Here is a 19,256-nt window from a genome sequence, read left to right on the forward strand (position 1 = left end):
GGAACGTGAGGCGCCGGTGAAAGGACCAGAACGTGGGACGCACAACACAGGTCCGCATAATGGACGTTTCGTCCATTGACTGGACGTAGGCAAGTAAGATCGAACTCTAACTATTTGAGCCGGGAGGCAGCCCTGTCCGCACCCGGCCGGTCTCACGAAAGCGCTTACCTATGTCATCCACCGATACCACCAAGGTGCCTGGTTCGCACCAGCCGGTGAACTCCCGCGGCCGCGTCATCGTCGCGAGCCTGATCGGCACCACCGTGGAGTTCTACGACTTCTACGTCTACGCCACCGCCGCCGTGCTTGTCTTCCCGCAGCTCTTCTTCCCCAGCGCGAATGAAACCACGCAGCTGCTGAGCTCCTTTGCCGTCTTCGGCGTGGCCTTCATCGCCCGCCCGCTCGGCTCGATCGTCTTCGGCCACTTCGGCGACAAATTCGGCCGCAAGGGCACGCTGGTGGCTTCGCTGCTGACCATGGGTATCGCCACGTTCCTCATCGGCTGCCTGCCCACCGCGAAGGTGGAAGGCTGGGAATTCTGGGCACCGGCCCTGCTCGTCGTGATGCGCTTCGCCCAGGGCCTCGCCCTTGGCGGTGAATGGAGCGGCGCCGCGCTGCTCGCCACCGAGAACGCCCCTGCCAACAAGCGCGCCATCTACGGGACCTTCCCGCAGCTCGGTGCGCCCATCGGATTCATCATCGCCAACGTGATCTTCCTGGTGGCCAGCTACACGCTGACCCCCCAGGCCTTCATGGACTGGGGCTGGCGGGTGCCGTTCCTGCTGAGCGCCATCATGGTGATCATCGGCCTTTACGTGCGCCTCAAGCTCATCGAGACGCCCGCCTTCACCAAGGTGCTGGAATCCAACGAGGTGGCCAAGCTGCCTTTGGGCCGCGTCTTCAAGACCAGCTGGCGCCAGCTGATCCTGGGCACCTTCATCATGCTGGCTACCTATGTGCTCTTCTACCTGATGACCACCTTCACCCTGACCTACGGCACCAAGCCAGCCAGCGTCGAAGCTGCCAAGGCCGCGGCGGAGAAGGCCGGCAAGCCCATGAGCGAGGCCGCAGCTGCCGCGTTCGTCCCCGGCCTGGGCTACACCCGCAACGACTTCCTCTGGATGCTGATTGCCGGCGTCGTCTTCTTCGGTATTTTCACCCTGGTCTCCGGACCGCTCGCCGAAAAGTACGGCCGCCGCAAGATGCTGATTGCCGTCACCGCCGGCATCTTCGTCTTCGGCCTGCTGTTCGTCCCGCTGTTCAGCGGCGGCTTCGTGGGCACCATGGCCCTGCTGATCATCGGGTTCTCCCTCATGGGGCTGACCTTCGGGCCCATGGGTGCGCTGCTGCCGGAACTGTTCCCCACGAACGTGCGCTACACCGGTTCGGCCATCAGCTACAACTTCTCCAGCATCCTGGGTGCGGCCGTTGCCCCGTTCATCGCCGTCGCACTCTGGGAATACGCCAAGGGCAGCCCGGTGCTGGTGGGCGTCTACCTGACCGTTATGGCGGTGCTCACCCTGATCGCGCTGTTCCTCAGCCGCGAAACCCGGGACCTCGACTACGAAAACAACGTGGCCTGACCCACCTGTTACGGCGATGCCCGGCGGCCCTTCGGCCCGCCGGGCATCGCCGTTTTCAGCGGGCGTAGCGGGCCACGAAGTTCTTCAGTACGGTCATTGGCTCGGTGACCGTGAACCTGCGCGCATTGTCCATCAGCTCCTCCGCGGAGTCAGGCGGGAAGTAGCCGGCATGCCGGTAGATGTCGATCCGCGTCACCAGGCCGTCCGCGTCCAGTTCCGGGTGGAACTGGGTGGCGTACAGGTTGGTCCTGATGCGGAACATGTGCACCGGGCAGCCGGCGGCCCGGGCCAGCAGCACCGCATGCGGCGGCAGGGACCTGACAGCCTCCTTGTGCCCGGTTAAGGCAGTGAACGTCCTTGGCATCCCCTGGAGCAGCGGGTCCTGCAGGCCTTGGTCCGTCAGCTCAATCTCCACGGCGCCGAGCGGCTCACCGTAGGTACGGTCAATGACGGCGCCCTGGTGCGTGCCGAGCGTTCCCACGCCGTAGCACGCACCCAGGAAGGGGAAATCGCGGGCCACCAGTTCGTCCAGGAGGGCCGACAGTTCGCGCTCCACCCGGTGCTGGACGGGGCTTTTGTGCTCCGGCGGATCGCTCGAGGTGAAGGGACTGCCGCCGACGATGACGCCGGAGTACCCGGACAGGTCCAGTGCAGGCAAGGGAGCCGCCTCCAACCTGACCCGGCGCAGCTCCCGCTCTTCAAGCCCGCCGTATTTCAGATACGCAGCGTACTCGTCCTCCGCGGCGGCGTCCTCCGCGCGGGAGGCCAGGAGCAGGAAAGGCAGCATGTGCTAAGTCTGCATCCTCCCGGCGCCCCCTGCCAGCACTGCAGCTGCCCGGATACGGCGGCTACGCCGTGGGCTGGGTCAGGGAGCGGCGGGACTGCGGCCGGGCCGCGGGGTCGGCATGGCGGTGCACCAGCTTCCAGTAGCCTTCCTCGCGGCGGAAGATGCTGGTGACCCGCAGCGCGAACTCCTCGGTTGCCGCTGCATTTTCCAGGCGGGCCCGGAAATGCTCGGTTTCCACCAGGTAGGCGGTGTCGCGGGCGGTGTAGGAGGTAATGGTGTCAAAGCCCAGCATTTCGCCGTCGCGGAACTGCCGTGCGGCCTGGTCCAGCCGGGCCTCCACCTGCGGCCAGCCGCGGGCAATGCCGCCGAACGGGTTGGCCAGCGTGACGTCGTCCAGCCGGGAGTACAGGTCCTTGATGGGTTCGGGGTTGCCCCGGGTGATTTCGGGAACCGCCTGGTGGTAGCGGTCCACTTCTTCCTGGAAGCTGGGTGCGAGCATGCTGCCGGACCGCCTTTAGTCTTCGATGGTGGCGATGATGGCGCCCGCGGACACCGTCTCGCCGGCGGTTGCCGTCAGGCCGGTGATGGTCCCGGACCGGTGTGCGGTGAGGGGCTGCTCCATCTTCATGGCCTCGAGCACCACCACCAGGTCGCCCTCGGCCACCACGTCGCCGTGGGCCACGGCAACCTTGACGATGGTTCCCTGCATGGGGGAGGTCAGGGCGTTGCCGGTGGCGGCGGCGGGGCCTGCAGCACGGGAGCGTTTCTTGGACTTGCCCGGTTTCGTGGCGGCTGCTGCCGTTCCCGGCGTACCCAGGGATGCGGGAAGGACCACTTCGAGTCGCTTGCCGCCCACCTCGACCACCACGCGCTGGCGGTCTTCGGCGGAGCCATCGGTGTCGGCCGGGGCGTCCGGAGTCCACGCCGGGAGGTTGTTGGTGAACTCGGTTTCGATCCAGCGGGTGTGGACCGTGAACGGGCCTTCGGCGGGTGCGAACGCAGGGTCGGTGACCACCGCGAGGTCGAACGGAATCACCGTGGGGATGCCTTCAACCACCATTTCCTCCAGTGCCCTGCGGGCGCGCTGGAGGGCCTGCGGGCGGCTGGCGCCGGTGACGATGAGCTTGGACAGCATGGAGTCGAAGTTCCCGCTGATCACGTCGCCCTGCTCCACACCGGAGTCCACGCGGACGCCGGGTCCGGTGGGGTTCTTGAGGACGCGGAGCGTGCCGGGGGCCGGCAGGAAGTTCCGGCCCGGATCCTCGCCGGTGATACGGAACTCGATGGAGTGCCCGCGCACCTCGGGATCGCCGTAGCCCAGCTTTTCGCCGCGGGCCAGCCGGAACTGCTCGCGGACCAGGTCGATGCCGGTGACCTCTTCGGAGACGCAGTGCTCCACCTGGAGGCGGGTGTTGACCTCAAGGAAGGAGATGGTGCCGTCCTGGCCCACCAGGAACTCGCAGGTGCCGGCGCCCAGGTAGCCGGCTTCCTTCAGGATGGCCTTGGAGGATTCGTACAGCCGGCGGTTCTGGTCCTCGGTGAGGAACGGCGCGGGCGCTTCCTCCACAAGCTTCTGGTTGCGCCGCTGCAGTGAGCAGTCGCGGGTGGACACCACCACCACGTTGCCGTGGGCGTCGGCCAGGCACTGGGTTTCCACATGCCGCGGCGCGTCCAGGAAGCGCTCGATGAAGCATTCACCGCGGCCGAAGGCGGCCGTTGCCTCACGGACCGCGGATTCGTAGAGTTCAGGGATTTCCTCGCGGGTGCGGGCCACCTTGATGCCGCGTCCGCCGCCGCCGAAGGCAGCCTTGATGGCCACGGGCAGCCCGTGCCGGTCCACGAAGTCCAGCACTTCGGCCGCGGACTCCACGGGGTCTGCCGTACCCGGGACCAGGGGAGCGCCCACCTTCTCGGCGATGTGCCGTGCCTGGACCTTGTCGCCCAGGGCGGAGATGGCCTCCGGGGAGGGGCCGATCCAGGTGATGCCTGCGGCAATCACCTTGGCGGCAAACTCGGCGTTCTCCGCCAGGAAGCCGTAGCCGGGGTGGATGGCGTCCGCGCCGGACTGGCGGGCGGCGTCCATGATCTTGTCCATCACCAGGTAGGACTCAGCCGCGGTGGTCCCGCCCAGGGCGTAGGCCTCGTCAGCGAGCCGGACGTGCAGCGCGTCGCGGTCCGGATCGGCGTAGACAGCCACCGAGGCGAGGCCTTCGTCCCGGGCCGCCCGGATGATGCGCACGGCGATTTCACCCCGGTTGGCGATCAGCACCTTTGTGAGGCTGGGCTGCGTGGTACCTGCGGACTGCTCCAAATTTGCTGACAAGGCGTCTCCTTCTTTCCTTCAGGGAGCCTAGCGCGGTTTTGAGGGTTCCGCCGATATTACTTGCGGAATCCGCGTGTAAAGCAGCCTTCCTTTGTAGGGAAGCTACAAGCCGACCGGAAAATAGAGCGCTTTAGCGCGGCGGCCAGAGGTCGGTGATGCGCACGTTGGCGGCAGCCAGCAGGCCGCGGAGGGTGGAAACGGAGAGGCCGACGACGGCGTGCGGGTCGCCGTCGACCTTCCGGATGAACGCCCCGCCCAGGCCGTCGATGGTGAAGGAACCCGCGCAGTGCAGCGGCTCCCCGGTGGCGATGTAGGCATCGATTTCCTCCGGGTCCATCTCCAGGAAGGCAACCTCCGCTGAGGCGACCGCCCCCAGTGTGGCGCCCGAGCCGCGGCCGGAGGCGCCGTCGTCGTCCGTGTCCCTGCAGTCCACCAGCCAATGCCCGGTGTGCAGCACGCCTGCGCTGCCGCTCATCCGGAGCATCCGTTCGCGGGCGACCTCGGCGGTGTAAGGCTTGCCGTGCGCCTCGCCGTCGAATTCGAAGACCGAGTCGCAGCCCAGCACCAGGGCGCCTTCCGCCTCCGGGAGCGACGCCACCGCTTCGGCCTTGGCCCGCGCCAGCAGCAGCGCGGTGTCGTGCGGATCGGTGACGCCGTACCGGGCCTGGACGGCTTCCTCGTCGACGTCGGACACCAGCACGGTGTGCCGGATGCCGGCCTCGGCGAGGAGCTTGGTGCGGGCGGGGGACTGGGAGGCAAGAATCAGATGGAGCACGGCTTCAGCCTAGTGGACCAGCTGGCCCTAGTGGACGAGCTCGCCGGGGGCCGGTTCCGCCTGGCCGCGGTTGAGCTTCGCGCCCTCAACGTCCACGTCCGGCAGGATCCGGTCCAGCCAGCGCGGCAGCCACCAGGACTTTTCGCCCAGCAGGTACATCACGGCCGGGACGATGGTCATGCGCACCACGAACGCGTCGAACAGGACGCCGAAGGCCATCGCGAAGCCCAGCGGCCGGACCATGGTGAGGTGGCTGAAGATGAAGCCGGAGAAGACGCTGACCATGATGATCGCGGCGGCGGTGACCACCGCGGCTGCGTGCCGGAAGCCCACCCGGACCGCTTCCTTTGCGGATGAGCCGTGCATGAACGCTTCGCGCATGCCGGAGGCGATGAACACCTGGTAGTCCATGGCCAGGCCGAACAACACGCCGATCAGGATGATGGGCAGGAAGCTGAGGACGGCGCCGGGGTTGGCCACGTCGAAGACGTTCCCCAGCCAGCCCCACTGGTACACGGCCACCACGGCGCCGAACGCGGCGGACAGGGACAACAGGAACCCGCCCGTGGCCAGCAGCGGGACCACGATGGAACGGAACACCAGCAGCAGCAGGACCAGGGAAAGTCCGACGACGATGGCCAGGTATGGCGGCAGGGCGTCGCCGAGTTTGGTGGAGACATCCACGTTGCCTGCGGTTTGACCGGTCAGTCCCATGGCGACGCCGTAGTCTGACTGGATTTCCCCGTTGAGGCCGCGGAGCTCGGAGACCACCTTGACCGTGCTGGCGCTGGCCGGGCCCTCCTTGGGGATGACCTGGAACACGGCGGTCCGGCGGTCCTCGCTGAGTGCCACCGGCACGGCGGCCACCACGTTATCCACGGCCCGGAGCTTGTCCGCAATGTCGAACTGCAGCTTCTGCGCCTGGGCCGCGTCCAGGTTTGCGGGGAACTCGCCCACGGCCACGATCGGCCCGGTGACTCCTTCGCCGAAGCTGCGGGCCGTCAGGTCGTAGGCCTGGTAGGCCTCTGATTCAACCGGTTCGGAGCCGCCATCGGGCAGGGCCAGCTGCAGTTGCGTGGCAGGAAGGGCCAGGGTCCCCAGCAGGAGGACACCGGCGACCAGCGCCACCCACGGGTGTTTGGTGACCAGTCCGCCCCAGCCGTGCGTGCTCCGTTCCCGGTCCGTTGCAAGGTCCGCGGCTTCGTGGCCCGGCTCGGCGTTATGGGCCTCGGCCTTGGCCCAGGCCCGCCGGGAGATGATGCGGCGCCCGATCAGGGACAGCATGGCGGGGGTCAGGGTGATGGCGACGAGTACCGCGACGGCCACGGTTCCGGCCGCCGCGAGGCCCATGACCGTGAGGAAGGGCAGGCCCGGGACGACCAGTGCGGCCAGGGCGATGATCACGGTGAGGCCGGCGAAGACGACGGCGTTGCCGGAGGTGCCGTTAGCCCTGGCCACGGACTCCTCCGGGTCCATCCCCGCCAGGAGCTGGGTCCGGTGCCGGTTGACGATGAACAGCGAATAGTCGATCCCGACGGCCAGGCCAAGCATGAGGGCCAGCATCGGGGAGATGGAGCTCATATCGAACAGGCCGGAGAGCGCGAACGTGATGCCGACGCCGACACCGACGCCCATGATGGCCATGAGCAGCGGCAGTCCGGCGGCGATCAGTGTGCCCAGCATGAGGATGAGGACCAGGGCCGCCACCGCGATGCCGACGATTTCGGCGGTGCCGAACAGGGCAGAGATGTCCTCGGTGATTTCCTTGCTGGCCAGCGCCGTCACCCCTGCCGAGGAGGTTTGGTGGGCGATCTCCTGCACCTGCTTGCGGACCGCCGGGGCCAGGCCGTTGATGGAGGTGTTGAACTGCACCTGCGCCACCGCGGCCTTGTTGTCTTCGGAGACGAAACGGATGGCCGAGGCCGCCTGGGCCTGGCGTTTGCCAAGTTCCAGCTTGGCCTTGTTGGCCTCCAGCTCCCGGGTGCCGGCGTCGAGCTTTGCCTGGCCCTGGGCCAGTGCCGCCTTCTGCTGGCCCAACTGCGCGTCAATGAGCGCTGCCGGTGCGCCGGCCGCGGTGAGCTGCTGTTCGGCTGCCGCCAGCTGGGCCTTGCCGGCCTCCAGCTGGGCGCGGGAGGCATCAAGCTGTGCCTGCCCGGCAGCAAGCTGCTGCTCGCCGTCCGTGATGGCCTTGCCGGCCTGGTCCACCTGGGCCTGGGTGGCAAACGGGTCCACGGTGCCGCGGACCTCCGGGAGGTCCTGGAGTTTCTTCAGCGCGTCGGTCACCGCGGCCCGGCTCTCACTGGTGAACCCGCCGTCGGGAGCTTCGAAGACGATCGTGGCGCTGCCGCCTGAGGCTGAGGGGAGGTCCTGCTTGAGCTTGTCCGCGATCCGCTGGGTTTCAGTCCCCGGGATCTGGAAGTTGTTGGACAGGGTCCCGTGGAACGCTGCGGCCGAGCCGCCCACGGCGACCAGCACGGCAAGCCACAGGGAGATGACAAGCCAGCGCCGGCGGTAGGAGAACTTGCCGAGGCGGTAGAGGAGGAGTGCCATGCGGAGAACCGATCTGATCAGGAGGAACGGGAAGCGGATGGAGCGGGGGTGGTGAAGCCGGTGCCCAGCAGGGCCATGGCGTCGATGAGCAGCTGCCGGAGTTCTGCCAGCGACCCTGCTGAAAGGTCCGGGCCGCGGCGGCTGAACCAGACTTCCATGGCAGCCTTTCCGCAGGAGATGACGGATCCGGCCAGGGCGTGGACGTACAGTTCGTCCTGGCCGCCGGGTGTGCCGGCCAGCCGCTCGCGCGCAACGGCAAAGACCTGCCCGCGGCAGTGGTCCCACGCCTCAAGCTCGGTGTGGGCCATGAGCGGGCTTTGTTGCGTCAGCGTGAAGAGCTCGGCGAGCGGGGCTACCGCCTTGGGGTCGGCGAGGGCCATCAACGCGGCCTGGGCGGACTCCAGCAGGGGTTCGTCTGCCGGCCGGAGGCGCAGCTGCTGGATCGCGTTGTCCAGGAAGCCGTGCACGATCGAAGCAAGGGCGGCGTCGGTGGTGCCGAAGTAGTTGAAGAAGGTGCGGCGCGAGATGCCGGCTGCCTCCGCAATGTCCTCCACCGTGAAATTTCCCGGGCCCCTGGCCCGCAGCAGTTCCAGCGCGGCGTCTGTGATGGCCTGCCGGGTTGCCGCCTTGTTGAGCTCACGCCGCGACTGGGGAGCAGGGGCGGCTCCAGGGGATATGGGCATGTCATTACACTACGTGCAACTTTGCACTCTGGGCAAGATTCGCGGGGCTGCGCCATAGAGGCAAGGGGCTGCATTCACAGGAGAACGAAAGGTTTCCGACAGCCTCTCCTGAAGCTGGCCCACGATGCTTGGAATGTCTCGCTACGAGGCAAACCATCAGCGGCCGTCAGGTGGCGGCCCGAGCAGGAGACGCGATATGAAACCCACGAAGAAAATGACCCTGGGCATGTCTGGGGCAGCTCTGGCGCTTGCGGCCGGCATCGGCTTCGCCGGCATGGCTTCCGCAACCACCACCACGCCCAGCCCTACGCCAAGCGCAAGCTCCAGCGCTTCAGCGGACGGAAGCGCCGGGACGGACAGCGACGGGATGGGCCGGCACGGCGGCCGCGGCGGCCACGGCATGGTGCAGGCATCCGCGCTGGCGGCCAAGCTTGGCGTCGATGAAACCAAGGTGAGTGACGCGCTGAAGGCTTTCCGTGAGGCCAACAAGCCCACCACCGCGCCCACTGAGGGCCAAAGGCCCGACCCGGCCACCCGCGACGCAGCCTTGGCCAAGTCCCTGGCTGAAGCACTGGGCATTGACGAGGCGAAGGTGACGCAGGCCCTGCAGGACCTCCGTACCGAGGCGCAGGCTGACCGCGCCGCGGAGCTTAAGACGCGCCTGGACCAGGCTGTCACGGACGGCAAGCTGACCCAGGCAGAAGCCGACGCGGTCACCAAGGCCGTCCAGAACGGAATCATCGGAGGTGGCGGCCACTGACGTTGCCCGGCATCCTGAGGCTCACCGGTCCCTGACGCCGGTCCCTGAGCACCTTGACCCTTAACCCAGGAAGGCCCCCCGGAGAATCTCCCGGGGGGCCTTCCATGACTGGCCGTTATTACGCCTTTGCATCCTGCAGTTCGCGGGGTGCGGTATCGGCGGTAGTGCCGTCGGTGGCGGCTTCGTCCGTGGCGCTGTCATCCACGAACGGGGTGCCGTTGCGCGGCGCGTTGTAGAGCGACTCGTCCAGGATTCCCTGGCGCTTGGCCACGATGGTGGGGACCAGGGCCTGGCCCGCAACGTTCACCGCCGTGCGGCCCATGTCCAGGATGGGGTCGATGGCCAGCAGGAGTCCGACGCCGGCCAGCGGCAGTCCCAGCGTGGAGAGCGTCAGGGTGAGCATCACCACGGCGCCGGTGGTTCCCGCGGTGGCCGCGGAGCCGAGGACGGAGACCAGGGCGATCAGCAGGTACTGGCTGAAGTCCAGGTGGATGCCGAAGAACTGGGCTACGAAGATTGCCGACACGGCGGGGTAGATCGCGGCGCAGCCGTCCATCTTGGTGGTGGCGCCCAGCGGGACGGCGAAGGACGCGTAGGCCCGGGGGACGCCCAGGCTGCGTTCGGTCACGCGCTGGGTCAGCGGCAGGGTGCCCACGGAGGAGCGGGAGACGAACGCCAGCTGGACGGCCGGCCATACGCCGGAGAAGTACTGCTTGATGGACAGGCCGTGGCTGCGGATCAGGATGGGGTAGACAACGAACAGCACCAGCACCAGGCCTGCGTAGATGGCCACGGTGAACTTGCCCAGCGAGCCGATGGTGTCCCAGCCGTAGACGGCGACGGCGTTGCCGATCAGGCCGACGGTGCCCAACGGGGCGATGCGGATGATCCACCACAGGACCTTCTGGATCACCGCAAGGGCCGAGGCGTTGAGGTTGAGGAAGGGCTCCGCGGCCTTGCCCACCTTGAGCGCGGCGACGCCGACGGCGATGGCGATCACGAGGATCTGCAGGACGTTGAAGCTGATCGAGGTGGTGACGGCGCCGGAGTCGCCGACGGTGGAGCTGGCACCCAGGCCCAGGAAGTTCTTGGGGAAGAGGCCCACGAGGAAGGCCCACCAGTCACCGGACTTGCCGGTGTACTTGGCTTCCCCGCTGATGCCGGTGTTGGCGCCGGGCTGCAGCAGCACGCCCAGGCCCATGCCGATCAGCACGGCAATCAGGGACGTGATGGCGAACCACAGGAGCGTGTTCCATGCCAGCCTGGCGGCGTTTGACACCTGGCGCAGGTTGGAGATGGAGCTGACCACGGCAGTGAAAATCAGCGGCACCACGGCCGTCTGCAGGAGGGACACATAGCTGGACCCGATGGTCTGCAGGGTGGCGCCGAGTCCGTTGGGGTTGGCCTTGGTGCTGCCGGTGTACTTGGCCAGCAGGCCGAGGCCGAGGCCCACGATGAGGGCGGCGATGATCTGGAAGCCGAAGGAGCCGGCCCACTTGGGCAGCTGGAATCCGGTCTTCCCCGCGGGGGATGGGGTGCTTGTCTGAGTGCTCACCAGAACAAGCTAGACCCCCGGCCAATACCACGTCGAAAGAACATTGAGAAATATTACGCGCCCGCAATTTAGTCTGGGACGGGAAAACCCCGTGAATTCAAGGCAGGGAGCGGCTTTTGTTACTTATTCCCGAGCGGGATGTGCTTAATATCTCGCCACTGGCGGCAGCAAGGGGCCCATCCGGCAGCGCGCGTCAGAGCGAGGTACGAGCAGCGCGCCGAGGATGGGCCCCTTGGGGCCGCGCCGGGCCGGGGGAAGGTCAGGACAGGAGTGCCCGGCGGAGGGTATCGAGTCCCACGGAGCCGATGTTCAGGGCCTTGGTGTGGAACTCCTTGAGGTCGAACCCGGGCCGGGACTCGAGTTCGGCGCGTATCTGTTCCCAGAGCCGCTGGCCAACTTTGTAGGAGGGTGCCTGGCCCGGCCAGCCGAGGTAGCGGGTGAATTCGAAGTTGAGCTGCCCTTCGCTGATGGGAAGGTTTTCCTGAAGGAAGCCGTAGCCCTTGTCAGCGGTCCAGGGGCCGGAACCCCAGCGTCCGGGCATCTCAAGTTCCAGGTGAACGCCGATATCGAAGACAACGCGGGCGGCGCGCATGCGTTGCATGTCCAGCATGCCCATGTGGTCGCCGGGGTCGTTGAGGTAGCCCAGTTCCTGCATGAGTTTCTCCGCGTAGAGGGCCCAGCCTTCGCCGTGGCCGGAGGTCCAGCAGACGTTCCGGCGCCATTTGTTCAGCAGTTCGCGCCGGTAGGTTGCCGTGGCCACCTGGAGGTGGTGGCCGGGAACGCCCTCGTGGTACACGGTGGTGGTTTCGGCCCAGGTGGTGAAGGTGTCTTCGCCTGCCGGGACGGACCACCACATGCGGCCCGGGCGGCTGAAGTCGTCGGACGGGCCGGTGTAATAGATGCCGCCTTCGTCCGTGGGGGCGATGCGGCATTCAAGGGTTTTCATGACGTCGGGGATGTCGAAGTGCACCCCGGCCAGTTCGGCAACGGCTTTGTCGGAGAGGCCCTGCATCCATTCCCGCAGCGCCTCCGTGCCTTTCAGCTGCCGGGCGGGGTCGTTGTTGAGGATGTCCTTGGCCTCGGCGATGGATGCCCCTGCCTTGATGGCGTGTGCCACCTTCTCCTGTTCGGCGATGAGGCGGTCGAGTTCCTGGACGCCCCAGGCGTATGTCTCTTCAAGGTCCACCTCGGCGCCGAGGAAGGACCTCGATGCCAGTGCGTAGCGTGCCCTGCCCACGGCGTCCTCTTCCGGCGCGGCGGGAAGCAGCTCGGTGCGCAGGAACTCTGCCAGCCCGGCGTAGGCGCGGCGGGCGGCGTCAGCGCCGGCGTCGAGCTTGTCCTGCAACTCCGCGGGCAGCGGCCCTTCGCCGGTGGCGGCATCGGCTGCCAGTTTGGCGAAGAAGCCGTCCGGCGCGGCGTACTTGGTCACCTGCTCGATGACGGTCCGGACCTGCCGGGCGGCGGCCACCCTGCCGGCGTCCCTGGCCATGCGGAGGGACTCGGTGTAGCCGCTGATGGCTGCCGGGACGTTGTGTGCACGCCCGGCGATGTGCTCCCAGTCCTGTTCGCTTGCCGTGGGCATGAGGTCGAAGATGGCCCTGATTTCCTGGGCAGGGGAGGCGATGTTGTTCAGTTCCGCGTATTCCCAGCCGGAGGCATGGATCAGCAGCTGCAGGCCCAGGCGTTCCTGCATGGCGTCCAGGGTGACGGCGTCCACGTCGTCCTCCGGTTCCAGGCCCTCGAGGGCGGCGAGGGCGTCCCGGGCGGCTTCGGCGAAGCCGGCGATGCCGGCCGGAGAGAAGTCCTGGTACTCCGTTTCGTGTCCGGGCAAGCCAAGGGTGGTGGCGAACGTCGGGTTGAGCCTTACCAGGGTGTCCGTGTAGTTGTCCGCGACGGCGTCGATGCGGGTGTGCGGGCGCGTGGCGGGTGCAGTGTCTGTAGTCACAGTCCGAGACTACCCGGGTGCCTGGGTGACGTAACCAAGCCCCGCCGGTGGTGGGCCCACCCTGCCGGTGGGTGGCGAGGATCAGCCCTGGCTGCGCTTCCAGGCGCCCGGGCCCGGGGTGGGCGCGAGCCTTAGCTGCTGGCGGCGCACCCAATGCCGCACGGTTGGCGTCTTGGCTGGGGCCGGGCTTTCCCCGCCCAGGGAAAGGACGACGGCGGTCAGCGCGGCCAGTTCCTCGGCGTTCGGCTGCCCTTTGACAACAGAGAGCAGCGGAGCGGCTTCGGCGGGCGCGGATGCGGGATTGTGGTCGGCGGTCACAGCGGGATGTTCCCGTGCTTCTTGGCGGGAAGGCTGGCGCGCTTGTCCCGGAGGGCCCGGAGGCCCTTGATGATCTGGATGCGGGTGTCCGAGGGGGCGATCACGGCGTCCACGTAACCGAGCTCGGCTGCCTGGTAGGGGTTGAGGAGCTCTTCTTCGTACTGCCGGATCACCTCGGCGCGGCGGGCTTCGACGTCGCCGCCGTCCTGGGCGACGGCTGCGAGGTCGCGGCGGTAGAGGATGTTCACGGCCCCCTGTGCGCCCATGACGCCGATCTGCGCGGTGGGCCATGCGAGGTTCAGGTCGGCGCCCAGCTTCTTGGAGCCCATGACGATGTAGGCTCCGCCGTAGGCCTTGCGGGTGATGACTGTCAGCTTGGGAACGGTGGCTTCGGCATAGGCGTAGAGGAGCTTGGCGCCGCGGCGGATGATTCCCTGGAACTCCTGGTCCTTGCCGGGCAGGAAGCCGGGAACGTCCACCAGGGTGATGATGGGAATGTTGAACGCGTCGCAGTGGCGCACGAAGCGGGCTGCCTTCTCGGAGGCGGCGATGTCCAGGGTGCCGGCAAACTGCAGCGGCTGGTTGGCCACAATGCCCACGGTGTGCCCTTCCACGCGGCCGTAGCCAATCATGACGTTGGGGGCATACAGGGCCTGCATCTCCAGGAAGTGGCCGTCGTCCACGATCTGTTCCACGACCGTGCGCATGTCGTAGGGCTGGTTGGCCGAGTCCGGGACCAGCGTGTCAAGGGCAAGGTCGTCGTCGTCGATCTCCAGCTCCTGCTGGTGGCCCAGCACGGGTGCCTCGGAGAGGTTGTTCGACGGCAGGAAGTCCAGCAGTTCGCGCACGAACTCGATGGCGTCCGTCTCGTCGGAGGCCAGGTAGGTGGACGTGCCGGTGGTGGCGTTGTGCTGCCGGGCGCCGCCAAGGGTTTCCATGTCCACGTCTTCGCCTGTGACGGTCTTGATGACGTCCGGGCCGGTGATGAACATGTGGGAAGTCTTGTCCACCATCACCACGTAGTCGGTGAGTGCGGGGGAGTAGGCGGCCCCGCCGGCGGACGGGCCCATGATGATCGAGATCTGGGGGACCACGCCGCTGGCGTGGACGTTGTTCCGGAAGATGTCCGCGAACATGGCCAGCGAGGCCACGCCTTCCTGGATGCGGGCGCCGCCGCCGTCCAGGATGCCGACGACGGGGCAGCCGTTGCGGAGGGCGAATTCCTGGACCTTGACGATCTTCTCGCCGTTGACCTGGCTCAGCGAACCGCCGTACACCGTGAAGTCCTGGCTGTAGACCGCCACGAGCCGGCCGTCCACGGTGCCGTAGCCGGAGACGAGTCCATCGCCCAGCGGTTTCTTCTTTTCCATGCCGAAGGCGGTGGAGCGGTGGACGGCCAGGGCGTCGAATTCAACAAAGGAGTCTTCGTCCAGGAGCATGGCGATGCGCTCGCGGGCGGTGTTCTTGCCGCGTGCATGCTGCTTTTCGATGGCCTCGGGGCCGGAGGGCTGTTCGGCGCGCGCCTGGCGGTCGCGGAAATCGGCAATCTTTCCCGCTGTCGTTGTCAGATCGTGGCTCATCAAGTGTCTCCGGCTCTGTAGCAGGTCAGTTCTGTTGGCTGGCGGGCCGTGCTGCACGGAGCCTTAAGTAGCTTCCACACAAAGAACGAACCCTGCTGGCAAGTCTAGTGACGCTTTGGATGCCCGCAGCTGTAGGGATCCTACAATTTTCTGCCGTTCCAGCAACCCCTCCACAATGTTACTCGCCGGTAACTTGTTTGGGCTACAGTGTTCCCATGACTTCAAGCGACGATGCTTTGCGTGCCCCCGAAAGCCCGTACCGGGCGTCCGGCTCCCTGGCCGGCCGGACCCTCCTCATCTCCGGTGGAAGCCGGGGAATCGGCCTGGCCATTGCCCTGAGGGCCGCCCGCGACGGCGCCAACATCGTGCTCCTGGCCAAGACGGGCGAACCGCACCCCAAGCTGGCGGGCACCGTATTCACCGCCGCCGCGGAACTGGAAGAGGCCGGTGGCCAGGCGCTGCCGCTCGTGGGCGATGTGCGCCGGGACGTCGACGTGGCCGGCGCCGTGGAAGCCGCCGTGGACCGCTTTGGCGGGATCGACGTCGTCATTAACAACGCCTCCGCCATCGATCTCTCCACGACGGACGCCGTGGACATGAAAAAGTACGACCTGATGCAGGACATCAATGTGCGGGGCACCTTCCTGCTGTCCAAGCTGGCGCTCCCGGCGCTGCGGGCCTCGGGCCAGGGGCACATCCTCACGCTGTCGCCACCGCTGAACCTTGACCCGTCCTGGGCGGCGAAGCACCTTGCCTACACCATGGCCAAATACGGCATGAGCCTGACCACGCTGGGCCTTGCCGAGGAACTGAAGTCCGACGGGATCAGCGTCAACTCACTGTGGCCGTGCACCTTGATCGACACCGCCGCCATCCGCAACATGCCGCACGGCGAAACGATGGTCCTGGCTGCCCGCGGCCCGCAGATCATGGCGGACGCCGCCCACGCTGTCCTGACCGGCAGCAACCTCTCCCCCGGAGGCCCGTCATCGGGAAACTTCTACACGGATGAAGAGGTCCTCACCGCCGCTGGCGTGACGGACTTCCGGCCCTACAGCCTGGGAGCGCCCGAGGACCAGCTGGTCCCGGACATCTTCCTCTAACCGGCCCTGCGGGCACTGGCGCCCGGGACTTCGGGACAGGGCCCGGCCCCGCGGCATGGCTGGGTGGGACCCAGGGTGGCTCGGTAGGATCAAGCTATGGATGACGCACACGCACCGGGCACTCCGCTGAACCGAGGGGACCTGGCCGACCAGCGTTTCCTTTCCGCCACGGGAATACCCCGGATCGACGTGGTGGACTCCACCGGTTCCACCAACGCCGACCTCCTGCGCTCCGTCACCGTGGAGCCCGCAGCGTGGCCGGACCTCTCCGTCCTGACTGCCGAGTACCAGACAGCGGCCAGGGGGCGGCTGGACCGGCGCTGGGAGGCGCCGCCGCTGAGTTCGGTGTCCGTCTCCGTGGTGCTGCGCCCCGTCAACGCCGACGGCCGGCCCCTGCCCACCCAGAGTTACTCCTGGCTGTCCCTGATTGCAGCCCTGGCCCTGCGGGAAACGCTGCTCGAAACCGCCGGCATCCCGGCTGAACTGAAGTGGCCGAACGACGTCCTGGTCCGGGGCCGGAAGATCGCAGGAATCCTGGCGCAGCTCGGTCCCATGCTGGACGGGAATGTGCCGCCGGTCATCCTGGGTACGGGCCTGAACGTCACCCTGCGCGAAGACGAACTGCCGGTGCCCACCGCCACGTCTGTTGCCCTGGAAGGCGCGCGCACCACCGACCGGACCGCCTTGCTGAAGAGCTACCTGTCACACTTCGCGGTGCTCTACCGCAGTTTCTGCAATGCCGACGGCGACCCAGCGGCCGGCATGGCGGGTGGCCCCTCGCTGCACAAGAGGGTGGAGGCAGTCATGGTGACGTTGGGCAAGCAGGTGCGGGCGCAGCTGCCCGGAGACCACGAAATCATTGGCCACGCATCCCGGCTGGACGACTACGGCTCCTTGCTGGTGGTGGACCGCGACTCGCGCGAGCACGTGGTGACGGCCGGCGACGTTGTGCACCTGCGGCCCTGGGCAGCGCCGGACGCACCCAGCCAAGGCGGTTATGCGTAGGACCCTTCTTCCCGGGGAGCAGGTGATCGTCACTACCCGCCCGCAGCCGCGGAAGCTGGCCGGGGCAGCCGTCGCCTTCGTGCTGGCGCCGGCGCTGGCCGCCTATGCCAGCGCGTGGATCATCCGGGGCGGCGCCGCCCGGCTGGCTCCCGCGCTCAACCGCCAATGGACGCCCTGGCTGGTCACCGCCTGCGTGGCCGCGGCCGCAGCCGTGTGGCTGGGCTACTGCCTGCCCCGGCTCCTGCGCTGGCACAGCACGCGCTACACCTTGACCAGCCAGCGGATGGTGGCCCGCTATGGGCTGCTGAGCCGTCGGGACCAGCAGGTGAACCTGTCCGCGGTCCGTAACCTGACAGTCCACGAATCCCTGCTGCAGCGACTGGTGCGCTCCGGGAATATATCCTTGGAAACCGGGTACCAGGGCGTGGTGACCTTTCGCGACGTGCCCGAGGTGGCCCGGTTCCGCGACTTTATCCTCGACGCCATCGGGGAACTGCCGGATGACAGCGTGGCCCAGCCGGGCGGCGCGGCGCATTACCCCGCCGGGGCTTTTCCGGAGGACATGAGAGAAGGTGGACGGGATGACCGATGAGGACCAGCAGGAACGCGTGGGCAGCATCGCACCTGCAGCCACCGCCGCACTCGACCCCGCCGCCGGAACCGGTGACGTGAACGCCGTCCCTGCGGCGACACCGGAACCCGGCCCGGCTGACGGAGCGCCCGGGACCGACCGGCACCCGCCTACCGGCGCCATGTCCGCCGAACGCCTGGCCATGAAGGCCCTCGAAGCCCGCCTCCTGGGCGGGGAACGCAAGCTCCGCCGTCGTGAAGTTGCCGCGGGCGCGGGAGTCTCGCTGCTTTCTGCCCGTAAACTCTGGCGTGCCCTCGGCTTCCCGAATTTCGGTGACGAGGATGTCGCGTTCACGGAACGCGATCAGGCCGCCCTGTCCACCATTGTGGATCTGGTCCGCGCCGGCAAGCTTACCGAGGAAGCCGCTATCTCGGTGACCCGCTCCATCGGGCAGATGACGGACCGCATGGTGGTCTGGCAGATCGAGGCCTTGGTGGAGGACATGGTCCACGAGCAGGGGGTTACGGACGCCGTGGCCCGCAAGCGCCTGGTCAACGAACTTCCCGCCCTGGTGGACGCGCTCGAAGAGGTGCTGGTGTACTCCTGGCGCCGCCAGCTCAACGCCGGCGTCCAGCGGCTGGCCGTGCGCGCCGAGGCCGGACTGCAGGCCAGCGAGGAAGGCCGGGAAGGCGACGAGGACGACGCGCCGCTGCCCCTCGCCCGCGCGGTTGGCTTCGCGGACCTGGTCTCCTACACCAGCCTGTCCCGCCGGATGAACGAAAAGACACTGGCTCGGCTGGTCCAGCGCTTCGAAAACAAGTGCGCCGAGATCATCTCGGTGGGCGGCGGCCGGCTGGTCAAGACCGTGGGCGATGAAGTCCTCTACATCGCCGAAACCCCGGCGGCCGGTGCCGAGATTTCCCTGGCGCTCGCCGAGGCCTTCACCGAAGACGAGATCCTCCCCGAAGCCCGGGTGGCCATGGTGTGGGGCAGGATCCTGTCCCGCCTGGGCGACATCTACGGCCCCACCGTCAACCTCGCCGCCCGCCTCACCACGCTTGCCGACCCCGGAACGGTCCTGGTGGATTCCATGACCGCCTCGGCGCTGGAACATGACGAGCGGTTCGTCATGATCCCGCAGGAGCCCCAGAACGTGCGCGGCTTCGGCGAGATCAACCCGGTCCGCCTCACCCGCGGCCGCGGCAGGGGCCTGATCCTGGACTGAGCACGTGCGGTATGCAGAGTTGCCGCAGGGATTCATCCACTCGTTTGTGAAATAACGTATTCTTATTCTGCCCGGCCAGTGCGGAGGCCGGCAGCCGGCCATCAGGCAAAAATTCTTGGGGGATTCACGGAATGAAACGTCGCGGACAGACGCGCGCCCAAAGCGCTGTTGCCGGACCACGCCGAACCCGCAGCCTTCCTCGATCCCGGTGGTTCGCCGGTACTGCGTTTGGTGTGGTGCTGGCTGTGGTGGTGACGGGCGCGGTGTTGTATCCGGGGTTCAAGACCACTGAGGTGGAGTTGAACGATGGCGGTGTGTGGGTGGTGTCCAAGACCAAGAACGCTGTGGGTCGGTTGAATTATCCTTCCAGGGTGCTTGATGGTGCCGTGACGCCTGCGTCTACGACCTTTGATGTCCTTCAGCATGCGGGCGAGGTGTTCGTTGATGATGAGACTGGGTCGACGTTGAACCAGGTGTCGCCGGCGAATATGCG

Annotated in this window: 17 protein-coding genes; 7 read left to right on the top strand and 10 right to left on the bottom strand. The window is 67.3% G+C overall.

What is annotated here, in order from left to right; translation table 11 throughout:
- Positions 1–170 precede the first annotated feature (170 nt).
- On the top strand, positions 171–1,583 hold the full coding sequence (locus tag PUN71_RS08635; RefSeq protein WP_043454886.1) for an MFS transporter: 1,413 nt from the start codon (positions 171–173) through the stop codon (positions 1,581–1,583).
- Between the two features lie 55 nt (positions 1,584–1,638).
- Here the strand turns inward: PUN71_RS08635 and PUN71_RS08640 are convergent, their stop codons facing one another.
- The 6 genes from PUN71_RS08640 to PUN71_RS08665 form a co-directional block, all read right to left on the bottom strand.
- A complete protein-coding gene (locus tag PUN71_RS08640) occupies positions 1,639–2,370 on the bottom strand; it encodes a glutamine amidotransferase (RefSeq protein ID WP_277798063.1) in 732 nt (243 codons plus the stop codon).
- Positions 2,371–2,431: 61 nt separating this feature from the next.
- Positions 2,432–2,869, bottom strand: a complete 438-nt coding sequence (locus tag PUN71_RS08645) for a YybH family protein (protein WP_277798064.1) — start codon at positions 2,867–2,869, stop codon at positions 2,432–2,434.
- Positions 2,870–2,884: 15 nt separating this feature from the next.
- On the bottom strand, positions 2,885–4,693 hold the full coding sequence (locus PUN71_RS08650; protein WP_502860325.1) for an acetyl/propionyl/methylcrotonyl-CoA carboxylase subunit alpha: 1,809 nt from the start codon (positions 4,691–4,693) through the stop codon (positions 2,885–2,887).
- A 130-nt stretch (positions 4,694–4,823) separates the two neighbouring features.
- Entirely contained in the window at positions 4,824–5,468 is a 645-nt protein-coding gene (locus PUN71_RS08655) for a Maf family protein (protein ID WP_043454880.1), read from the bottom strand.
- 27 nt (positions 5,469–5,495) lie between these two features.
- Complete coding sequence (locus PUN71_RS08660; RefSeq protein ID WP_277798065.1) at positions 5,496–8,018, bottom strand: MMPL family transporter; 2,523 nt, start codon at positions 8,016–8,018, stop codon at positions 5,496–5,498.
- Between the two features lie 17 nt (positions 8,019–8,035).
- Entirely contained in the window at positions 8,036–8,701 is a 666-nt protein-coding gene (locus PUN71_RS08665; protein ID WP_277798066.1) for a TetR/AcrR family transcriptional regulator, read from the bottom strand.
- Positions 8,702–8,897: 196 nt separating this feature from the next.
- Here PUN71_RS08665 and PUN71_RS08670 point away from each other — a divergent pair, with 196 nt between their 5' ends.
- Entirely contained in the window at positions 8,898–9,461 is a 564-nt protein-coding gene (locus tag PUN71_RS08670) for a hypothetical protein (RefSeq protein WP_277798067.1), read from the top strand.
- 118 nt (positions 9,462–9,579) lie between these two features.
- Here the strand turns inward: PUN71_RS08670 and PUN71_RS08675 are convergent, their stop codons facing one another.
- The 4 genes from PUN71_RS08675 to PUN71_RS08690 form a co-directional block, all read right to left on the bottom strand.
- The gene (locus PUN71_RS08675; protein ID WP_277798068.1) at positions 9,580–11,016 is read right to left on the bottom strand and encodes a dicarboxylate/amino acid:cation symporter; all 1,437 of its coding nucleotides are present in this window, start codon (positions 11,014–11,016) and stop codon (positions 9,580–9,582) included.
- Positions 11,017–11,275: 259 nt separating this feature from the next.
- On the bottom strand, positions 11,276–12,961 hold the full coding sequence (locus PUN71_RS08680) for a DUF885 domain-containing protein (RefSeq protein WP_277798069.1): 1,686 nt from the start codon (positions 12,959–12,961) through the stop codon (positions 11,276–11,278).
- A gap of 81 nt (positions 12,962–13,042) precedes the next feature.
- Complete coding sequence (locus PUN71_RS08685; protein ID WP_275180384.1) at positions 13,043–13,279, bottom strand: acyl-CoA carboxylase subunit epsilon; 237 nt, start codon at positions 13,277–13,279, stop codon at positions 13,043–13,045.
- Positions 13,276–14,859: an acyl-CoA carboxylase subunit beta gene (locus tag PUN71_RS08690; protein WP_043454873.1), complete on the bottom strand. Its 1,584-nt coding sequence runs from the start codon at positions 14,857–14,859 to the stop codon at positions 13,276–13,278. The genes PUN71_RS08685 and PUN71_RS08690 overlap by 4 nt, the downstream gene beginning before the upstream one ends.
- 215 nt (positions 14,860–15,074) lie before the next feature.
- On the opposite strand from PUN71_RS08690, the gene PUN71_RS08695 reads away from it, so the two are divergent.
- The 5 genes from PUN71_RS08695 to PUN71_RS08715 all read left to right on the top strand — a co-directional run.
- On the top strand, positions 15,075–15,962 hold the full coding sequence (locus tag PUN71_RS08695) for an SDR family oxidoreductase (protein WP_277798070.1): 888 nt from the start codon (positions 15,075–15,077) through the stop codon (positions 15,960–15,962).
- Between the two features lie 96 nt (positions 15,963–16,058).
- Positions 16,059–16,967, top strand: a complete 909-nt coding sequence (locus PUN71_RS08700; protein ID WP_043454871.1) for a biotin--[acetyl-CoA-carboxylase] ligase — start codon at positions 16,059–16,061, stop codon at positions 16,965–16,967.
- Positions 16,960–17,559, top strand: coding sequence for a PH domain-containing protein (locus PUN71_RS08705; protein ID WP_277798071.1), 600 nt, complete (start codon positions 16,960–16,962; stop codon positions 17,557–17,559). The genes PUN71_RS08700 and PUN71_RS08705 overlap by 8 nt, the downstream gene beginning before the upstream one ends.
- Positions 17,549–18,763 carry an adenylate/guanylate cyclase domain-containing protein gene (locus tag PUN71_RS08710; RefSeq protein WP_277798072.1) on the top strand — a complete coding sequence of 405 codons (1,215 nt, stop codon included), beginning with the start codon at positions 17,549–17,551 and terminating at the stop codon, positions 18,761–18,763. Before PUN71_RS08705 ends, PUN71_RS08710 begins: the two co-directional genes overlap by 11 nt.
- A 131-nt stretch (positions 18,764–18,894) precedes the next feature.
- The coding region (locus PUN71_RS08715; protein ID WP_277798073.1) for a hypothetical protein at positions 18,895–19,256 on the top strand (362 nt) is incomplete at its 3' end.

Origin of the sequence: Arthrobacter sp. NQ7, from assembly GCF_029581595.2 — a bacterium.
Classification (GTDB): domain Bacteria; phylum Actinomycetota; class Actinomycetes; order Actinomycetales; family Micrococcaceae; genus Arthrobacter; species Arthrobacter phenanthrenivorans_B.